This is a genomic window from Streptomyces sp. NBC_01520 (assembly GCF_045040375.1).
GTDB lineage: Bacteria > Actinomycetota > Actinomycetes > Streptomycetales > Streptomycetaceae > Streptomyces.
This window is the reverse complement of record NZ_CP109404.1, coordinates 3,271,717-3,288,281: the sequence shown is the minus strand read 5'-3', so window position 1 is coordinate 3,288,281 and position 16,565 is coordinate 3,271,717. Positions and strand designations below refer to the sequence as shown.

16 protein-coding genes and 1 riboswitch are annotated in these 16,565 nt (G+C 71.8%); of the genes, 13 read left to right on the top strand and 3 right to left on the bottom strand.

Annotation, left to right across the window (positions count from 1 at the left end):
* Positions 1–42: 42 nt before the first annotated feature.
* Positions 43–771, bottom strand: a complete 729-nt coding sequence (locus OG524_RS14805) for an HNH endonuclease family protein (protein ID WP_405390344.1) — start codon at positions 769–771, stop codon at positions 43–45.
* Positions 772–899: 128 nt separating this feature from the next.
* Between OG524_RS14805 and OG524_RS14800 the strand changes: the two genes are divergently transcribed.
* Together OG524_RS14800 and OG524_RS14795 are read left to right on the top strand one after the other, a co-directional pair.
* Complete coding sequence (locus OG524_RS14800) at positions 900–1,175, top strand: hypothetical protein (RefSeq protein WP_405810573.1); 276 nt, start codon at positions 900–902, stop codon at positions 1,173–1,175.
* Positions 1,176–1,276: 101 nt separating this feature from the next.
* Entirely contained in the window at positions 1,277–2,023 is a 747-nt protein-coding gene (locus OG524_RS14795; protein WP_405810571.1) for an N-acetyltransferase, read from the top strand.
* A 45-nt stretch (positions 2,024–2,068) separates the two neighbouring features.
* Here OG524_RS14795 and OG524_RS14790 read toward each other — a convergent pair whose 3' ends face one another.
* Together OG524_RS14790 and OG524_RS14785 are read right to left on the bottom strand one after the other, a co-directional pair.
* Positions 2,069–2,824 (bottom strand): hypothetical protein, encoded by a 756-nt coding sequence (locus OG524_RS14790; protein ID WP_405390347.1) that lies wholly within the window; start codon positions 2,822–2,824, stop codon positions 2,069–2,071.
* A gap of 50 nt (positions 2,825–2,874) precedes the next feature.
* Entirely contained in the window at positions 2,875–3,717 is an 843-nt protein-coding gene (locus OG524_RS14785; protein ID WP_405390348.1) for a DUF4190 domain-containing protein, read from the bottom strand.
* 199 nt (positions 3,718–3,916) lie between these two features.
* On the opposite strand from OG524_RS14785, the gene OG524_RS14780 reads away from it, so the two are divergent.
* The 11 genes from OG524_RS14780 to OG524_RS14730 all read left to right on the top strand — a co-directional run bounded on the left by OG524_RS14780 (position 3,917) and on the right by OG524_RS14730 (position 16,549).
* Positions 3,917–6,052 (top strand): N-6 DNA methylase, encoded by a 2,136-nt coding sequence (locus OG524_RS14780; protein WP_405390349.1) that lies wholly within the window; start codon positions 3,917–3,919, stop codon positions 6,050–6,052.
* Between the two features lie 98 nt (positions 6,053–6,150).
* Positions 6,151–6,780: a hypothetical protein gene (locus tag OG524_RS14775; protein WP_405390350.1), complete on the top strand. Its 630-nt coding sequence runs from the start codon at positions 6,151–6,153 to the stop codon at positions 6,778–6,780.
* Positions 6,777–8,348: a protein kinase domain-containing protein gene (locus OG524_RS14770; RefSeq protein ID WP_405390351.1), complete on the top strand. Its 1,572-nt coding sequence runs from the start codon at positions 6,777–6,779 to the stop codon at positions 8,346–8,348. Before OG524_RS14775 ends, OG524_RS14770 begins: the two co-directional genes overlap by 4 nt.
* 141 nt (positions 8,349–8,489) lie before the next feature.
* Entirely contained in the window at positions 8,490–9,146 is a 657-nt protein-coding gene (locus tag OG524_RS14765; RefSeq protein WP_405390352.1) for a SurA N-terminal domain-containing protein, read from the top strand.
* Between the two features lie 44 nt (positions 9,147–9,190).
* Positions 9,191–10,177, top strand: a complete 987-nt coding sequence (locus OG524_RS14760; RefSeq protein ID WP_405390353.1) for a nucleoside triphosphate pyrophosphohydrolase — start codon at positions 9,191–9,193, stop codon at positions 10,175–10,177.
* The gene (locus OG524_RS14755; RefSeq protein WP_405810567.1) at positions 10,174–11,535 is read left to right on the top strand and encodes a cytochrome P450; all 1,362 of its coding nucleotides are present in this window, start codon (positions 10,174–10,176) and stop codon (positions 11,533–11,535) included. The genes OG524_RS14760 and OG524_RS14755 overlap by 4 nt, the downstream gene beginning before the upstream one ends.
* Before the next feature lie 129 nt (positions 11,536–11,664).
* On the top strand, positions 11,665–12,636 hold the full coding sequence (locus OG524_RS14750; protein WP_405810565.1) for a transglycosylase family protein: 972 nt from the start codon (positions 11,665–11,667) through the stop codon (positions 12,634–12,636).
* 290 nt (positions 12,637–12,926) lie between these two features.
* Positions 12,927–13,097: riboswitch (cyclic di-AMP (ydaO/yuaA leader) on the top strand.
* Positions 13,098–13,799: a transglycosylase family protein gene (locus OG524_RS14745; protein WP_405810563.1), complete on the top strand. Its 702-nt coding sequence runs from the start codon at positions 13,098–13,100 to the stop codon at positions 13,797–13,799.
* Positions 13,800–14,084: 285 nt separating this feature from the next.
* Positions 14,085–15,371: a phosphopyruvate hydratase gene (eno, locus tag OG524_RS14740; protein ID WP_405390358.1), complete on the top strand. Its 1,287-nt coding sequence runs from the start codon at positions 14,085–14,087 to the stop codon at positions 15,369–15,371.
* 112 nt (positions 15,372–15,483) lie between these two features.
* Entirely contained in the window at positions 15,484–15,954 is a 471-nt protein-coding gene (locus OG524_RS14735) for a septum formation initiator family protein (RefSeq protein WP_384496328.1), read from the top strand.
* Positions 15,955–16,018: 64 nt separating this feature from the next.
* Positions 16,019–16,549 (top strand): DUF501 domain-containing protein, encoded by a 531-nt coding sequence (locus OG524_RS14730; protein WP_405393193.1) that lies wholly within the window; start codon positions 16,019–16,021, stop codon positions 16,547–16,549.
* Positions 16,550–16,565: the final 16 nt, after the last annotated feature.

Here is a 16,565-nt window from a genome sequence, read left to right as displayed (position 1 = left end):
CGTGCGGGCGGGGCTCGGGCTCCGCCCCCGACCCGGCCCCGGTCAACGGGTTCCGGCCTCCGTGGGGTTGCCGCCGCCGGGCAGCTTCCGGTCCGGGCAGGACTTCAGCACCTTCGTCATCGCGTCCTTCTCGGCCTGGGTCACCCACAGTTCGTACTTCCTCTTGACGGCGACCTGCCCCGCCACATAGGTGCAGCGGTACGCCTTGTTGGGCGGCAGCCAGGTCGCGGTGTCCCCGTCGCCCTTGCGGCGGTTGGCGGAGGAGTCGGCCGCCACGAGGTTGAGCGGATCGTTCGCGAAGGCCCGCCGCTTCTCGTCGCTCCACTTCTGCGCGCCCTTCTGCCAGGCGTCGGACAGGGCGACGAGATGGTCTATGTCGACCTTGCTGCGCCCGCGTACGAAGGTGACGCGGCCTCCCGTGTAGGGGTCGGGGTCGAGGACCCCGCCCAGCACCTTGCACCCGTCGGAGTCCCGGGAGACGTCGTCGAGCTGCGCGGCGAGTATGTCGTCACGGGTCCCGCAGCCGTTGTGGTCGGTGTCGAGCCAGCCGGATCCGAAGGCGTCGCGCTCGTAACCCGTCCTGGGTGCCCGGCCCTTCACCGTCAGGCCGTCGGCGGCCTTCAGCGCCGAACCCGCGGAGACGGGGCCTGGCGCCGTGTCCGTCGGCTCGTCCGTGATCTCGCAGCCGGGCAGGGCGAGCGCACCCGCCAGTGTCAGGACGGCGATCGGAAGCAGGCGGCGGGCGCGGGGCGAGGAGCGGAAGGAGGTCACGACGCATCAGCGTAGGCGGCGGTGCCGTGGGCGAGGCAGGGGGCCCGCACCCTCGGTTCCGGACGGCTGTCCAGGCCGCCTGCCGGAAACCGGCCGGGGGCGCGTCCGGGGGTGTGAATACCGGGCGCATGCGGAAATGGTTGTCGGCGGCCGTGGGCGTGAACGTACTGCTGGGCGTTCCCGGTGTCGTTCCCGCGTGTCTGCTCCGGTACTACGTGTCGAACGGGCCGCTCGCGGACCTGGGACGGACCCGGCGTGAGCCGACGGAGAACGACGGGATGCTGCTGTGGCTCCTGATCGTCGTGCCGGTGAACGTGGTCCTCCTCCTCGTCCGGTGGCCGACCGCCCGGTGCGGCGCAGGACGGGGCTGGATCCGCGGGTGTACTGGCCGGCGGGTGCCCTGACGGCCCTGGTGCCGACGTTCGTCCTCGTGTTCGTGCTGTGAGGACCTGCCGGGACGGCAAATGAGTTGGCGGCCTGCGGCCGGATATCTAGCGTGGGCCGCATGGACCTCATGATCACCACTCTCGCCGCGCGACCCGAGCTCGCCCGGGCGATGGACGAGATGCCCGACACCTGGCCCGAGTTCATACTGGAGGACCTGGTCGGCTGGGCGAACTTCTCCCGGATCACGGTGGAGTTCCCCGAGTACGTGCTCGTCGCCACGGATGCGGACGGTGTCGTCGTCGCACGGGCGTACTCCGTCCCCTTCGCCCTGGAAGTCGCGGGACGGGGACGGCTGCCCGAGGGCGGCTGGGACCAGGTCCTGCTGTGGGCGTTCTCCGACCTGCGGCACGGGCGCAGGCCGGACACGGTGAGCGCGATCGAGATCACCGTCGCCGTGGGGCGGCTCGGGCAGGGGGTCTCCGGCCGGATGCTGGCGGCGATGCGCGAGAACGCGGTGCGGCTGGGCTTCGGTGAGGTGGTCGCCCCGGTCCGGCCGAGCGCCAAGCACACGGACGCGACGGCGCCGATGGAGGAGTACGCCCGGCGGACCAGGCCGGAGGACGGGCTGCCCGTCGACCCGTGGCTGCGGGTTCACGTGCGGGCCGGCGGGGTGATCGAGGCGGTGGCGCCGGCGTCGATGACGGTGAGCGCGTCCCTGGAGCGCTGGCGGGCCTGGACCGGGCTGCCGTTCGACGTCGAGGGCCCGGTGGAGGTGCCCGGTGCCCTGGTGCCCGTGCACTGCTCGACCACGCACGGGTACGCGGCGTACGTCGAGCCCAACGTATGGGTCAGGCACCGGGTATGAGCGGGCGTACGGCCCGTCTCCGTGTACGTGGACGGGCCGTACGGGTCAGCCGGCGGCCGGCTTCTTCACGGTGAGCGGTGCGCCGAACCCGGAGAACTCCACCGTGAGGGCCTTTCCCGTGCCGTCGGTGACACGCATCCTCAGGAGGTGTGAGGGGCCCTTCGTGGCGACGTTCGCCGTCCATCTCTCCTCGCCCGTCCCGCCGGTGAGGGTGAGGCAGGGCGTACCGGCGACCTCCGACGGCCCGCCCTCGCGGGCCGTCGGGCTCGTCGCCGCGATCCGGTCGAGGAGACCGCGCGGGTCGCAGTAGCGCAGGCTCTCGGCCGTACGCCGGTCGTCGGCGCGCGCTGTCACCCAGCGGCCGGTGAGCCTCCCGATGCCGTCCCCGTCGCGCTCGCCGTCGCTGCCGTCGCCGCTGTTCCCGCCGCTCTCTGCCGGCCGGTCCGCCGCGGCGGCGCGGAGCATCGCCTCGTCGGACTTCGTGTAGACCCTGCCGTCGGCCCGGACCAGCTCCATCGTCCCCGCCGCCCCCAGGGAGAACGTGCCGGTGCACGCACCCCTGGCCCCCGCCGCGACGAACGCCTGGACGGGACCGTCCGCCGACTCCGTGGTGACGGCCAGACGCACGGTCGTGGCCGCCCGGGTGGTGGCGACCGCCTTGTCGGTGATCTCCGGAGCGCTCAGACCGGCGAAGGGCGCCCGTGCCTGCGGGGCGCCGGCGAACGCGTCGCAGGCGGCGAGGCCGAAGACCAGTGCGGTGCAGAGAGCGGCTGCTGTGATGCGGGCTGAAGGGCGTCGCACGGTACCGGGACTCCGGGGGTGTCAGGGGCGGGCAGGGGCGGACGGCACCGTCAGAGCTTCAGGTCCCACTGGCTGGCGTCCCAGTCGAAGCCGGGGCTGACCTCGACGGTCAGCTTCTTGGCGTCCGCAGGGGCGTCGAAGGCGAACTGCACCGTGATCTTCTTGCCCGGCAGGACCGTGCCGGTGAAGCCGGTGCCGACCTTGCCGTCGAAGACCTGCTCGGCGTCGACACCGTCCTCACCCGCACGGGCGTCGACGCTGACGAGTGCGGAGTCGAACTTCTCCTTCGTCTTGTTCTCGATGACGACGGAGACCTTGTAGGCGTCATTGCCCTTGGTGTGCCCGGCGGCGTACGCGTCGGGTGTGTACGCGGCGGCGGCGCTGACCGTGACCTCCAGGCCGTCGTCGTACACGGCGGTGTCACGGCCCTCCAGGGTCTCGGCGGCCGGCTCGTCCTCGCTCGCGGGGGCGTCCTTCGCCGCGTCGCCCTTCTTGTCGTCCTCGGTGCTGCCCGGCTTCGCCGACGCCGAACTGCCCTGCGTCTCCTTGGAGATGTCGTTCACCACGTCGTCCACGGCCTTGAAGGTGAGGACCGCGCCGACCACCGACAGGATCAGCGACACCAGACCGAGCACGGCGCCGAACGTGGCCACGCCCTTGTTGCTCGCCTCGCCGCGCTTGGCACGGCCCCGGCCCGCCAGGCCCAGGATCAGGGCGATGACACCGAGGATGCCCGCCAGCCAGAAGAGGAGCGGGATCAGCCCGGAGACGGTCCCGATGATGCCGAGGACGAGGGCGGAGATGCCGAGGCCGTTGCGGGCGGGGCGCAGGCCGGGGACCTGACCGGGGGCGTGGGGCTGCTGGGGCTGCGGCGGCGACGTGAACTGGGACATGGGTGTGCCCTCCGGCGAAGAACGGGGATGTGTGAGCGGTTCCGTGCACCACATGTTGTGGCGACGAGTTAATGAGACCAGAGCCTGTGAATTGAGTCAACACGGTTCATGCGTCCGGAGTCTGACGGTGATGTGAACCGATGTCCGTCCGCCGGGTCGGTATGCTCGCCGACACGACGATCTATCGGGGGGACAGTCAGTGCCGGAGAACTCGACAGAGGTGACCGCCGCAGGGATCGCACGGCTCGCAGGTGTGGGACGCGCGGCCGTCAGTAACTGGCGCCGTCGCCATGCCGACTTCCCCCGGCCGGTCGGCGGCACCGACACCAGCCCGTCCTTCTCGCTGCCCGAGATCGAACGATGGCTGCGCGACCAGGGCAAACTCGCCGAGGTCCCGCTCCGGGAGCGGGTCTGGCAGCAGCTGTCCGGCCACCCGGCCGGCACCGTCACCGCGCTGATCCACGCGGGCTGCGCCCTGCTGCTCGTCCGGGACAGGCCCACCGCCTGGCTGGAGATCACCGCTGTCTCGGACGCGCGGATGGCCGGTGTCCTGCCGGTCGCGCTGGACGAGGTGCTGACCACCCGCTTCGGACCCGAGCGCGTGGTCCACACGCCTTCCGACGCCGACCTGCTGCCCTCCGTGCCACTCCTGCGCGCCGTGGCCGAACTGGCCGCCGAGGCCGGTGCCCGGAAGGCGTTCGAATTCCTCTTCGTCCGTCAGCTCGACGCCAATCCCCGCCAGTACACCCTCACACCGCCCGATCTGGCCGAGCTGATGACGGCCCTGGCCGAGCAGAACGGGGCGGCCGGCCGCCGGGCCGGGAAGCGGCCCGCCCGTGCCGTCCTCGACCCCGCCGCCGGAACGGGCGCCCTTCTGCTGGCGGTCGACGGGTCCGCGACGCTGTACGCACAGGAGGCCGACCCCGACCTCGCCGCGCTCACCGCACTCCGGCTCGCACTCCACTCCGAGAACGCCGCCGGCTCGGACGGGGGCGCGCTCGTCGTCCGCTCCGGCGACACCCTGCGCACCGACGCCTTCCCCCAGGTCACGGTGGACGCCGTGCTCTGCCACCCGCCCTTCAACGAGCGCAACTGGGGTCACGACGAACTCGCCTACGACCCCCGCTGGGAATACGGCTTCCCCGCCCGCACCGAATCCGAACTCGCCTGGGTCCAGCACGCCCTCGCCCACCTCCAGGAGGGCGGCACCGCCGTCCTCCTGATGCCACCGGCCGCCGCCTCCCGCCGCTCGGGCCGCCGGATCCGCGCCGATCTGCTGCGCCGCGGCGCGCTGCGCGCAGTCGTCGCGCTCCCCGCCGGGGCCGCGCCCCCGTACGGCATCCCGCTCCACCTGTGGGTGCTGCGCAAGCCCGGGGCGGGCCACCCCGCCGCACCCGAACTGCTGCTCGTCGACACCGCGGACCCCACGGACCCGGGTACGGGCCCCGCGGCGTCCGGCGGCCGTGACCGCATCGACTGGACCGCCGTCCGGAAGACCGCACTCGACGCCTGGCACGCCTTCGCCGACGAGGACGGGAAGGACCGTACGGACCGTGTCGACCGGCCCGGGACCAGCCGCGCCGTCCCCGTCATCGAACTCCTCGACGACGACGTGGACCTGGCCCCCGCCCGCCACCTGCCGCCCCCGGCCGGCGGCGGCGCGGCCGAGCTCGCCCGCGTACGGGACCGGCTGGACGACACCCTGAAGCTGACTGCCCGCCTCACCCCGCCACCCGCCGCACCCGCCGAATCGTCCCGGCGCACCCTCACCACCGTCGGAGAACTGGCCCGCGCCGGCGCACTGCAACTGCGCACCGGCTCCGGCGGCGGCACGGCACCCGTCCTCACCGAGCACGACGTCCTCGCGGGAACAGCACCCAGCGGTACGCCGTCCGGCGGTGCGCCCACCGCCGGGGCACCGGCCCAGGACGAAGAACCCCTCCTCCTGGAGGAGGGCGACGTCATCGTCCCCGTACTGGGCGGCGGATCCGTCACCCGGGTCGTGGACGAGGCCACGGCGGGTGCCGCGCTCGGCCGCAACCTCCAGCTCCTGCGCCCCGATCCGGCCGCCCTCGACCCCTGGTTCCTCGCCGGGTTCCTGCGCGGCACCGCCAACAACCGGCAGGCCAGCAGCTACGCCTCCACCGCGGCCCGGCTCGACGCCCGGCGCCTCCAGCTGCCCAGACTGCCCCTCGCCGAACAGCGGCAGTACGGTGCGCAGTTCCGGGCACTCGCCGCCTTCGAGGACGCGCTGCGCACGGCGGGCCGGCTCGGCGGACAGCTGGTCCAGGGGATGTACGACGGACTCACGGACGGCAGCGTCGCTCCGAAGTGACGTGAAGCACAACGGTTGTGCGTATCCCGGGACCCGTTGTCGTCGTCGGTGTATACGCTCACAGCAACGTCCCACACCGTCCTTCCCTGGAGCAGCACATGCACGGCTACGGCTATCCGCCGCAGCAGCGACCGAAGCCGCGACCGTCCTCGGCGACGCTGACCGCGCTGCGCGTGCTCTTCGTGGCGCTGACGCTGATGAGCTGCGGGTTCCTGTCCTGGGCCTCCTTGCTGCGGCTGGCCACCGTCACCCGCAAGGGTCTGGACTGGACCCTGATGGTGGTGGTGATCGCACTCAACGCCGGCATGTTCGCCTTCATCATGTCCACGCCGGAGGACCAGGAGGAACTGACGGACGCGCAGGCGCTCGTCTTCCTGGGCTGGCTGATCTGCACGGTGGTAGGCACGATCACCTACTACCTGTACGCGGAGATCCGGCACTACGGCGGCCCGCAGTACGCCTATTCCGGCCCGTCGCCGTACGGGGGCCCCGTGCCGCCGCAGGCTCCCGCGGTCACCCCCGCGACGCCCACCCCCGGCTACGGCTACCCGTCCGTCCCCGCCGCTCCCCCGAGCACGCCCACCCCGACACCTGCGCCCGCCCCGGCACCCCCGGTCCGGCCGACGCCCCCGCCCGGCCCGACGCCGCCGCCCCAGCGCCTCGACCAGGTGCGTGCCGAGCTCGACGAGCTGAGCGACTACCTCCGCAAGGAGGGCGGCAGCCGGTGACCGGCCGAGTCATCGCCGGGCGGTACGAACTGGCCGCGATCCTCGGCCAGGGCGGCATGGGCCAGGTCTGGACGGCGTACGACCAGCGCCTGGACCGCCGCGTCGCGGTGAAGCTCCTGCGCCCGGACCGCGTCGCAGGCCCCTCCGGGAGCGGCGCCGCCGAAGAGCTGCGCCGCCGCTTCGTCCGCGAGTGCAGGGTCACCGCGCAGGTCGACCACCCGGGCCTGGTCACCGTGCACGACGCGGGGAGTGACGACGACGACCTCTACCTCGTCATGCAGTACGTCGAGGGCGCCGACCTCGCCGACCACCTCGCCGAGCACGACCCCTACCCGTGGCCCTGGGCCGTCGCGATCGCCGCCCAGCTCTGCGCCGTGCTCTCCGCCGTCCACGCCGTGCCGATCGTGCACCGCGACCTCAAACCGCGCAACGCGATGGTCAGGCCCGACGGCACCGTCGTCGTGCTCGACCTGGGCGTGGCCTCGGTCCTGGACACCGACACCACCCGGCTGACGCACACCGGCTCACCCATCGGCTCCCCGGCCTACATGGCACCCGAGCAGGCCATGGGCGGCGCCGTCGGCCCGTACACCGACCTGTACGCCCTCGGCGTCCTCCTCCACGAACTGCTCAGCGGGGACGTGCCGTTCGCCGGCTCCACCGCCCTCGGCGTGCTCCACCGCCACCTCTACGAGCCGCCGCTCCCGGTCCGCCACCTCCGGCCGGAAGTCCCCGAGGCACTCGAAGCACTCGTCCTGAGGCTGCTCGCCAAGGACCCCCAGCACCGCCCGGACTCGGCCCAGGAGGTGTACGAGTCGCTGCGCCCGCTGCTGCCCGTCGGCGGCACCCCCGCCGGGCCCCTCGACCCGACCCGCCCCTTCCTCCGGCCGCACGCCCCGTGGCCCGACCGCGCCGCGACCCCGGCCTCCGTGCCGGCCCCGGCGGCTGTCCCCTTCCCCGTGCAGCAGACCCACGCGACGGGCACGCCCGCGCCCCGTCCGGACGTCGCGAAGGCGGTCGACGAGGTGAAACAGCTGCTGAGCGAGGGCCGCATCACCCAGGCCGTCGACATCCTCGGGGGCATCCTCCCGGCCGCCGCCGCCGAGCACGGGGAACACTCCCCGGTCGTCCGGATCCTGCGCAAGCAGTACGCGGCCACGCTGATGGACGACGGGCAGTTCCGCCGCGCCCTGCCCGAGTTGCGCCGGCTCGCCGACGACCGCGCGGCGGAGGCCGGCCCGGCCGACACCCAGACCCTGCAGTTCCGTTACGACGCGGCGCAGTGCCTGGAGCAGCTGGGCGAGGCGGCCGCCGCGCTCGCCGAGTACCGCGCGGTCCTCCCCTACTACGAGAACACGTACGGGACACCGCCCCAGGACCGTGGCCGTGCCTTCGACATCCGGCACCGCATCGGCCACCTGCTGCTCGCCGTCGGCGACCACGCGGCCGGACGCGGACAGCTGCAGGCCCTGCTGTACGACGCGGAGCGGGCGTACGGGCCGCACCACCCGCTCCCCCTGGAGCTGCGCAGGCAGCTCATCCACCAGCAGGACGTACGCGGCGGCTGAAATCGGCCCCGCCGCCGCACCGCATCCCCAACTCCTTCCGAATCGTTGGTCGAATCAGTGGCCCCAACCCTCTCCACTGCCTAACATCGATCACCGCAAGGCTTTGTGCGCTGATGCACAAACTCTCCCCGGGAGGCTCCTTTGCACCGCCGACGTCGCACCGCGCTCGCCGTATCCGTCGCAACGCTCGTCGCGGCACCGCTCCTGACCGCCTGCGGCGGCGACGCCCACCCCGGTGCGGCGGCCGTGGTCGGCGGGGACCGGATCGAGGTCGCCACGGTCCAGGATCAGGCGGCGGACGTCCGCAGCGCGCAGCGGGCCTCGGAGCAGTCCGCACAGCTCGTGAAGAAGTCCGGGCAGCTCAACCGGGCCAAGCTGCACAGCCTGATCTTCGGACGGGTCCTGGACCGCGCCGCGAAGGACGCCGGAGTCGGCGTCAGCCGCAAGGAGGTCCAGCAGGTCCGCAGTGCCGCCGCGGCACAGTCCGGCGGCGACAAGGGCCTGCGGACCGTGATGCTGGAGCAGCGCTGGGTCGCCCCCGGCCAGATCGAGGACGACCTGCGCAAGGAGGTCCAGCTCCCGAAGCTGGCACAGGCGCTCGGCGCCGACCTGCAGACCCCGGCCGGCCAGCAGGCCGTCGGCGAGGCGCTCACCAAGGCCTCGAAGGCGCTGAACATCGACGTCAACCCGCGCTACGGCACCTGGGACGACCAGAAGGTCCAGCTCAGCACCTTCAAGGCCCCGTGGATCACACAGGTCACCACCTTCCCGGCGCAGGAGCCCGAAGCGGGCGCCTGACCGGGGCCGGGCACACCGGGATCCGGTCGCGGTAGGTTCGGGGCGTGAACGCTGAAGCCCCCGGCCGTATCGTCCTGCTCACCGCCAGCCACCGGGTCGCGCCCGGCCTGCTGTCCTGGCCCGCCTGGCAGACGCTGCGCGCCGCCGACCGGGTGGTGTGCGCGGAGCCGGACCACCCGCAACTGCCGTACCTGCGCGAGGCGGACGTCACCGTGGAGCACACCGTGCCCTCGGCGGAGCAGCTCGTGGACGACTGCGCGGGCGGCCGGACCGTCGTGGTCCTGGTGGGCGGCGAGGGCAACCAGCCGCTCACCGACGGACTGGCCAGGCTCGGTGGTTCGGGCCGGGTGCAGATGCCGGACCTTGAACTGCTGCCCGGTTCCTACGACCTGCCGGGCGCCCGGCTGCTGGACCTGGTCCAGGTCATGGACCGCCTCAGGCTGGAATGCCCGTGGACCTCGCAGAAGACGCACGAGGGCCTCGCGAAGTACGCCATCGAGGAGGCGTACGAGCTGGTGGAGGCGATTGAGGACGGCGAACGCGAGGAACTGCGCGAGGAGCTCGGGGACGTCCTGCTCCAGGTCGTCTTCCACGCCCGGATCGCGCAGGAGGACCCGGACGAGCCGTTCTCCGTCGACGACGTCGCGGCCACGATCGTGGAGAAGCTGATCCACCGCCACCCGCACGTGTTCGGCGACGAGACAGCCGAGACCCCGGAGGACGTCCACGCGCACTGGCTCCGTACGAAGGCGATCGAGAAGCAGCGCGATTCGGTCACCGACGGGGTGCCGCTGGGCCAGCCCGGTCTCGCCCTCGCGGCGAAGCTCGGCAGCCGGGCCCGTCACGCCGGACTCGACGTCCCGCTTCCCGCGGGCGACTCCATCGGATACCGGCTGCTCGCCCTGGCCGTACGTGCCGACCAGGACGGCACGGACCCGGAGGCCGCCCTGCGGGCCGCCGCCCGCACCTACCGGGACGCGATCCGGGCGGCGGAGGGCCACCCTCCCGCTGCGGATAACGTCGAGGGGTGAACGACAGCCCCGCCGACACCCCCGCCGGAACCCCCGCGCCCGACTCACCCCCGCCCACGCCGGACACGCCGGGGCCCGACGCGCCCACGCCCGGCGCCCCCGGCACCCCGGCGTCCGGCACCCCCGGGCCGGAACTCTTCACCTGGGAGTTCGCCACCGACCCGTATCCCGCGTACGCCTGGCTCCGCGAGCACAGCCCGGTCCACCGCACCGCGCTGCCCAGCGGCGTCGAGGCCTGGCTCGTGACCAGGTACGCGGACGCCAGGCAGGCCCTCGCCGACACCCGGCTCTCCAAGAACCCGGCACACCACGCCGGGTCGGCGAACGCCAAGGGCAAGACGGGCATCCCGGGGGAGCGCAAGGCGGAGCTGATGACGCATCTGCTGAACATCGACCCGCCGGACCACACCAGGCTGCGCCGGCTCGTGTCCAAGGCGTTCACCCCGCGCCGGGTCGCGGAGTTCGCGCCCCGCGTGCAGGAGCTGACGGACCGCCTCATCGACACCTTCATCGAGGAGGGGAAGGCGGACCTCATCCACGACTTCGCCTTCCCGCTCCCCATCTACGCGATCTGCGACCTGCTGGGGGTGCCCCCGGAGGACCAGGACGACTTCCGGGACTGGGCCGGGATGATGATCCGGCACGGCGGCGGGCCGCGCGGCGGCGTGGCCAGGTCGGTCAAGAAGATGCGCGGCTACCTCGCCGAACTCATCCACCGCAAGAGGGAGAATCCCGGCGACGACCTGATCTCGGGTCTCATCCGGGCGAGCGACCACGGCGAACACCTCACCGAGAACGAGGCCGCCGCGATGGCGTTCATCCTTCTCTTCGCCGGCTTCGAGACCACGGTCAACCTCATCGGCAACGGAACCTACGCCCTGCTGCGCAACCCGGAACAGCGGATGCGGCTGGAGCGCTCACTGGCGGCGGGCGAGACGGGCCTGCTGGCCACGGGCATCGAGGAACTGCTGCGCTACGACGGCCCGGTGGAGCTGGCGACCTGGCGCTACGCCACCGAACCCGTCACGCTGGGCGGACAGCGCATCGCGGCCGGGGACCCCGTCCTCGTGGTGCTGGCCGCCGCCGACCGCGATCCGGAACGGTTCCGCGATGCGGACACACTGGACCTCGCGCGGAGTGACAATCAGCACCTCGGATACGGACACGGCATCCATTACTGCCTGGGGGCACCGCTGGCCCGGCTGGAGGGGCAGGCGGCGTTGGCCACACTGCTGCGCCGGCTCCCCGACCTGCGGCTCGCTGCGGAACCTACCGATTTGCGCTGGCGGGGCGGGCTCATCATGCGCGGACTGCGCACACTTCCCGTGGAGTTCGAACCCGGACATCCGGTCGAATGAAGTGACACTCTGTCAACTCTGTGACTTTCACGTGATCTCCGCTGCATCGACTTGTGACACACGTTCGAGTACGGCTAGGTTCACCGTTCGACTCACCCGTCACACGTCAGTCACACGGAAGGCAATCCCATGGGCTCCGCGAACGGCAGACACCGCCGCCCTCGTCAGGCACCCGCCATCGTCGTCGCCGCAGGCGTGACGGGATCGGCCATCGCCATCCCGCTGCTCGGCGCGACCGGCGCGCACGCCGCCGACGCCTCGACCTGGGACCGGGTCGCCGAGTGCGAGAGCGGTGGCATGTGGAGCGCCGACCTCGGTAACGGCTACTACGGCGGCCTGCAGTTCTCGCAGGACGACTGGTCGGCCTACGGCGGCACGGCGTACGCGACCCGCGCTGACCTCGCGAGCCGTTCGCAGCAGATATTGGTCGCGGAGAAGGTGCTGGACGACAAGGGTCCGCAGGCGTGGCCCAGCTGCGCGGTGATCTCCGGACTCGCGCTGGACGGCACGCTGCCGGGCGTCGACCCGGGCGGTGAGCCGTCCGCCGAACCCACGGAATCGGCCACCCCGTCGGACAGGTCCTCGGCCGGAACGCCGGACGGGACGGACAGCAAGAACAAGAGCGACAAGACGGACAAGGCTGACGAAGAAGGCAAGTCCGACGCATCCGAGCCGTCGTCGCCTTCCGCCGCCCCGTCCGCCGAGTCCTCCGAGGCGTCCACCGGCTCGAAGGGCAGTGGTGAGACGGGCGGGAAGCACCGCGGTACGCCGGCCCCCGAGGCGGGCGCCGGGACGGACCTGGAGGACGGGCGCGAGTCCGGCCGGCATGCCTCGCGCGGTGACTCCGAGGCCCGGGAGGGCGCGGAGGCGGGTGCGGACGGGACGTACACCGTCCGTGAGGGCGACAACCTCTGGGCGATCGCCGACGCGCAGGAGCTGCCCGGCGGATGGCCCGCGCTCTACGCGGCCAACAAGGCCGAGCTGGGCTCCGACCCGGATCTGATCCTGCCCGGCCAGAGTCTCGACCTGGGCCTCCAAGCGGACGCGGAGGATGCCGGGACGGACGCGCCGACCGGCGCCGAGGTCACGGTCGGCAACTGATCAAAAACGGGAAAACACCCCAAAATCAGGGGTAGTTCAGAGGCCTATGTCCACTTATGCGTAAGTGAGACATGGGTCTCTTTGCTTGAACTGGCGCACATGGCCCGTCCGCTCGGCCCGCGTTGCCTCCGACCTGCGGAAACGGCCTCACTCTACGAGGCGATAAACGCTGATTGCCAGTTATGTCCATCTTTGAATGTAGGCGTTGCGTGTGTTTACGGTCTGAACCGCTCGCACCGCGGGCACCTTCGACCGTCACGCCGAATCCTGCCGTCGGCCGAAGGGGACAGACGCGTAAAGCGCCGTAGGCAGGAGCGGGGGACCCAGGTAAGTGCCGGACCCGGCCGTCGGAAGACGGGCGAGGGCCGGCTCGGGGTGAAGTCGCCTTCCAGTACGGGCGACCGGGCAACTCACAGGCCCGAACCCGACAGCTCACCTCGTAGGCGTCGGTGAGGAGAACCATGCTGCTTTCGAGCAAGGGCAAGCACCGTCGCCCGTCCAAGGCCGTCCGTATCGCCACCCTGGCCGGCGTCACCGGCGCGGCCGTGGCCGTTCCGCTGATGGGTGCCACCGGCGCCTCCGCCGCCTCCGTCGCCACGTGGGACGCCGTCGCGCAGTGCGAGTCCGGTGGCAACTGGTCCATCAACACCGGCAACGGCTACTACGGCGGCCTGCAGTTCTCGCAGTCCAGCTGGGCGGCCGCCGGCGGCACCCAGTACGCCTCCCGCGCCGACCTGGCCACCAAGGGCCAGCAGATAGCCACCGCCGAGAAGCTCCTCGACCTGCAGGGCCCGGGTGCCTGGGCCTGCGCCGGTGCCGGCGGCCTGACGAACGACGGCGTGGACCCGGGCGTCGACACCGGCTCCGCGCAGACCGAGGCCGAGCCGAAGGCGGCGGCCCAGCCGGAGCGCAAGGCCGAGCAGCCCACCACCCGCAGTGAGACGCGCACGGCCCCCAAGGCCGGGAAGACCGTCACCACCCCGACCGGCGACAAGGTCAAGAAGGGTGACGGCGAGTACAAGGTGAAGGCCGGCGACACCCTCGGCACGATCGCCGAGGCGAAGGACGTCAAGGGCGGCTGGCAGAAGCTGTTCAAGCTGAACGACGACATCGTCGAGGACGCCGACCTGATCTTCCCGGGTCAGCAGCTCCACCTGAAGTAGCAGCCGGATCCCTCCTCCCGGCGGTGCTCCCCGGCCCGGCGCGCTCACCCCCGTGCGCGCCGGGCCGGGGCGTTTCCGGGGGTGCCCGTGAAGGTGACCGTTCAACTGTTGTAGTTACCGGCCAGTAAATTTCTGGACCTTTGCCCGTAATGCGGGCCCTTGGGTCCTTTTTCGTCCCAGGGGACGGGCGGTCGGCCGACGCGGCGGGCCGGGCCGGTTAGGCTCGTGTCGCAAGGCCACAGTGACCCTGCACAACCAGTGTCATATCCCAGAAGGAGATGCCTCGTGCCGTCCATCGACGTCGTCGTAGCCAGGGAAATCCTCGACTCCCGGGGCAACCCCACGGTCGAGGTCGAGGTTGGCCTCGACGACGGCAGCACGGGACGTGCTGCTGTTCCGTCCGGTGCCTCCACCGGTGCGTTCGAGGCCATCGAGCTTCGCGACGGTGACCCCAACCGCTACCAGGGCAAGGGCGTCGAGAAGGCCGTCCTCGCCGTGATCGAGCAGATCGGCCCGGAGCTCGTCGGTTACGACGCCACCGAGCAGCGCCTCATCGACCAGGCGATGTTCGACCTCGACGCGACCGAGAACAAGGGCTCGCTCGGCGCCAACGCCATCCTCGGTGTCTCGCTGGCCGTGGCCCACGCCGCGTCCGAGGCCTCGGACCTCCCGCTCTTCCGCTACCTCGGCGGCCCGAACGCGCACCTGCTGCCCGTTCCGATGATGAACATCCTGAACGGCGGCTCGCACGCCGACTCCAACGTGGACATCCAGGAGTTCATGATCGCGCCGATCGGCGCCGAGTCCTTCTCCGAGGCCCTGCGCTGGGGTGCGGAGATCTACCACACGCTGAAGAAGGTCCTGAAGACCAAGGGCCTGTCCACCGGTCTCGGCGACGAGGGCGGCTTCGCCCCGAACCTCGAGTCCAACCGCGCCGCCCTGGACCTCATCATCGAGGCCATCAAGGAGGCCGGTTACGTCCCGGGCCGTGACATCGGTCTCGCGCTCGACGTCGCCGCGTCCGAGTTCTACAAGGACGGCGTCTACGAGTTCGAGGGCAAGTCCCGCTCGGCCGCCGAGATGACCGAGTACTACGAGGAGCTCGTCTCCGCGTACCCGCTGGTCTCCATCGAGGACCCGCTGTACGAGGACGACTGGGCCGGCTGGAAGGTCATCACCGACAAGCTCGGCGCCAAGGTGCAGATCGTCGGCGACGACCTCTTCGTCACCAACCCCGAGCGCCTCGCCCGCGGCATCGAGGAGGGCTCGGCCAACGCCCTGCTCGTCAAGGTCAACCAGATCGGTTCGCTGACCGAGACCCTCGACGCCGTCGAGCTCGCCCAGCGCAACGGCTTCAAGTGCATGATGTCCCACCGTTCCGGTGAGACCGAGGACGTCACCATCGCCGACCTCGCCGTCGCCGTGAACTGCGGTCAGATCAAGACCGGCGCCCCGGCCCGCTCGGACCGTGTCGCCAAGTACAACCAGCTGCTGCGCATCGAGGAGATCCTCGACGACGCCGCGGTGTACGCGGGCCGTTCGGCGTTCCCGCGGTTCCGCTTCGAGGGCTGACGGCCCGGCAGCAGGAGCTGAGCCCCTCTTCGGGCACCAGCCTCCGTCCGTCCCCGCACTCGGTCCCGTACCGTGTGCGGGGACGGACGTGCGTAACGGGGAGGCGTGAGAGATGGCCGGGAAGGATCGTGACCGGTTCTCCACCACGACCAGGCTGCGGCTGCTCGGTGAGCAGACGGCGGCCCGCGTCTACCGGTCCCAGAACCGCCGTCAGGCCCGGCGCTCCCGGCTCACCGGCCGGGCCGCGTTCCTGGCGCTGATCGTCTGCTCCCTGGTGGTCGCCCTCGCGTACCCGATGCGGCAGTACATCTCCCAGCGCGACCAGATCGCGGATCAGGAGAGGCTCTCGCGGGAGGCGCACGAGCGGACGGAGGAGCTGCGCGACGAGAAGGCGCGGCTCCAGGACGACGCGTACATCCGGCGGCTCGCCCGTCAGCACCTGCACTACGTCATGCCCGGGGAGACCGGTTACACGGTGATCGACCCGGACGCGGCGGAGGTCCGCCGCGGGGAACCGGGTGCGACCGGCAGGCCCTGGCACTCGAACCTCTGGGACGGCGTCGACAGTGCGGACCGGGAATGACTCCGGCGCCGCCCCCGTACGCGCACCGATACATACAGACCGACCGATGACATTCAAGGCAGGCATGGACACGCCCCCTCCGCAGACCGAATCCACCACGCCCACCGCAGCGGACATCGCCGCGTTCGAGCAGCAGCTCGGCCGGCCGCCGCGCGGACTGCGTGCCATCGCGCACCGCTGCCCCTGCGGCAATCCGGACGTGGTCGAGACGCAGCCCCGCCTGGAGGACGGTACGCCGTTCCCGACGACGTACTACCTGACGTGCCCGCGTGCCGCGTCCGCGATCGGCACGCTGGAGGCCAACGGGGTCATGAAGGAGATGACCGAGCGCCTCACGACGGACCCGGAGCTGGCCGCCGCCTACCGCGCGGCCCACGAGGACTACCTCGCGCGCCGTGACGCCATCGAGGTCCTGGAGGGCTTCCCGAGCGCGGGCGGCATGCCGGACCGGGTGAAGTGCCTGCACGTCCTGGTCGGCCACTCGCTGGCCGCCGGTCCCGGGGTGAACCCGCTGGGGGACGAGGCGATCGCGATGCTGCCCGAGTGGTGGGCGAAGGGGCCCTGCGTCTCGCCGTGCGGCGCCGAAGAGGCCTGACCTCCCGCCGCCGCCC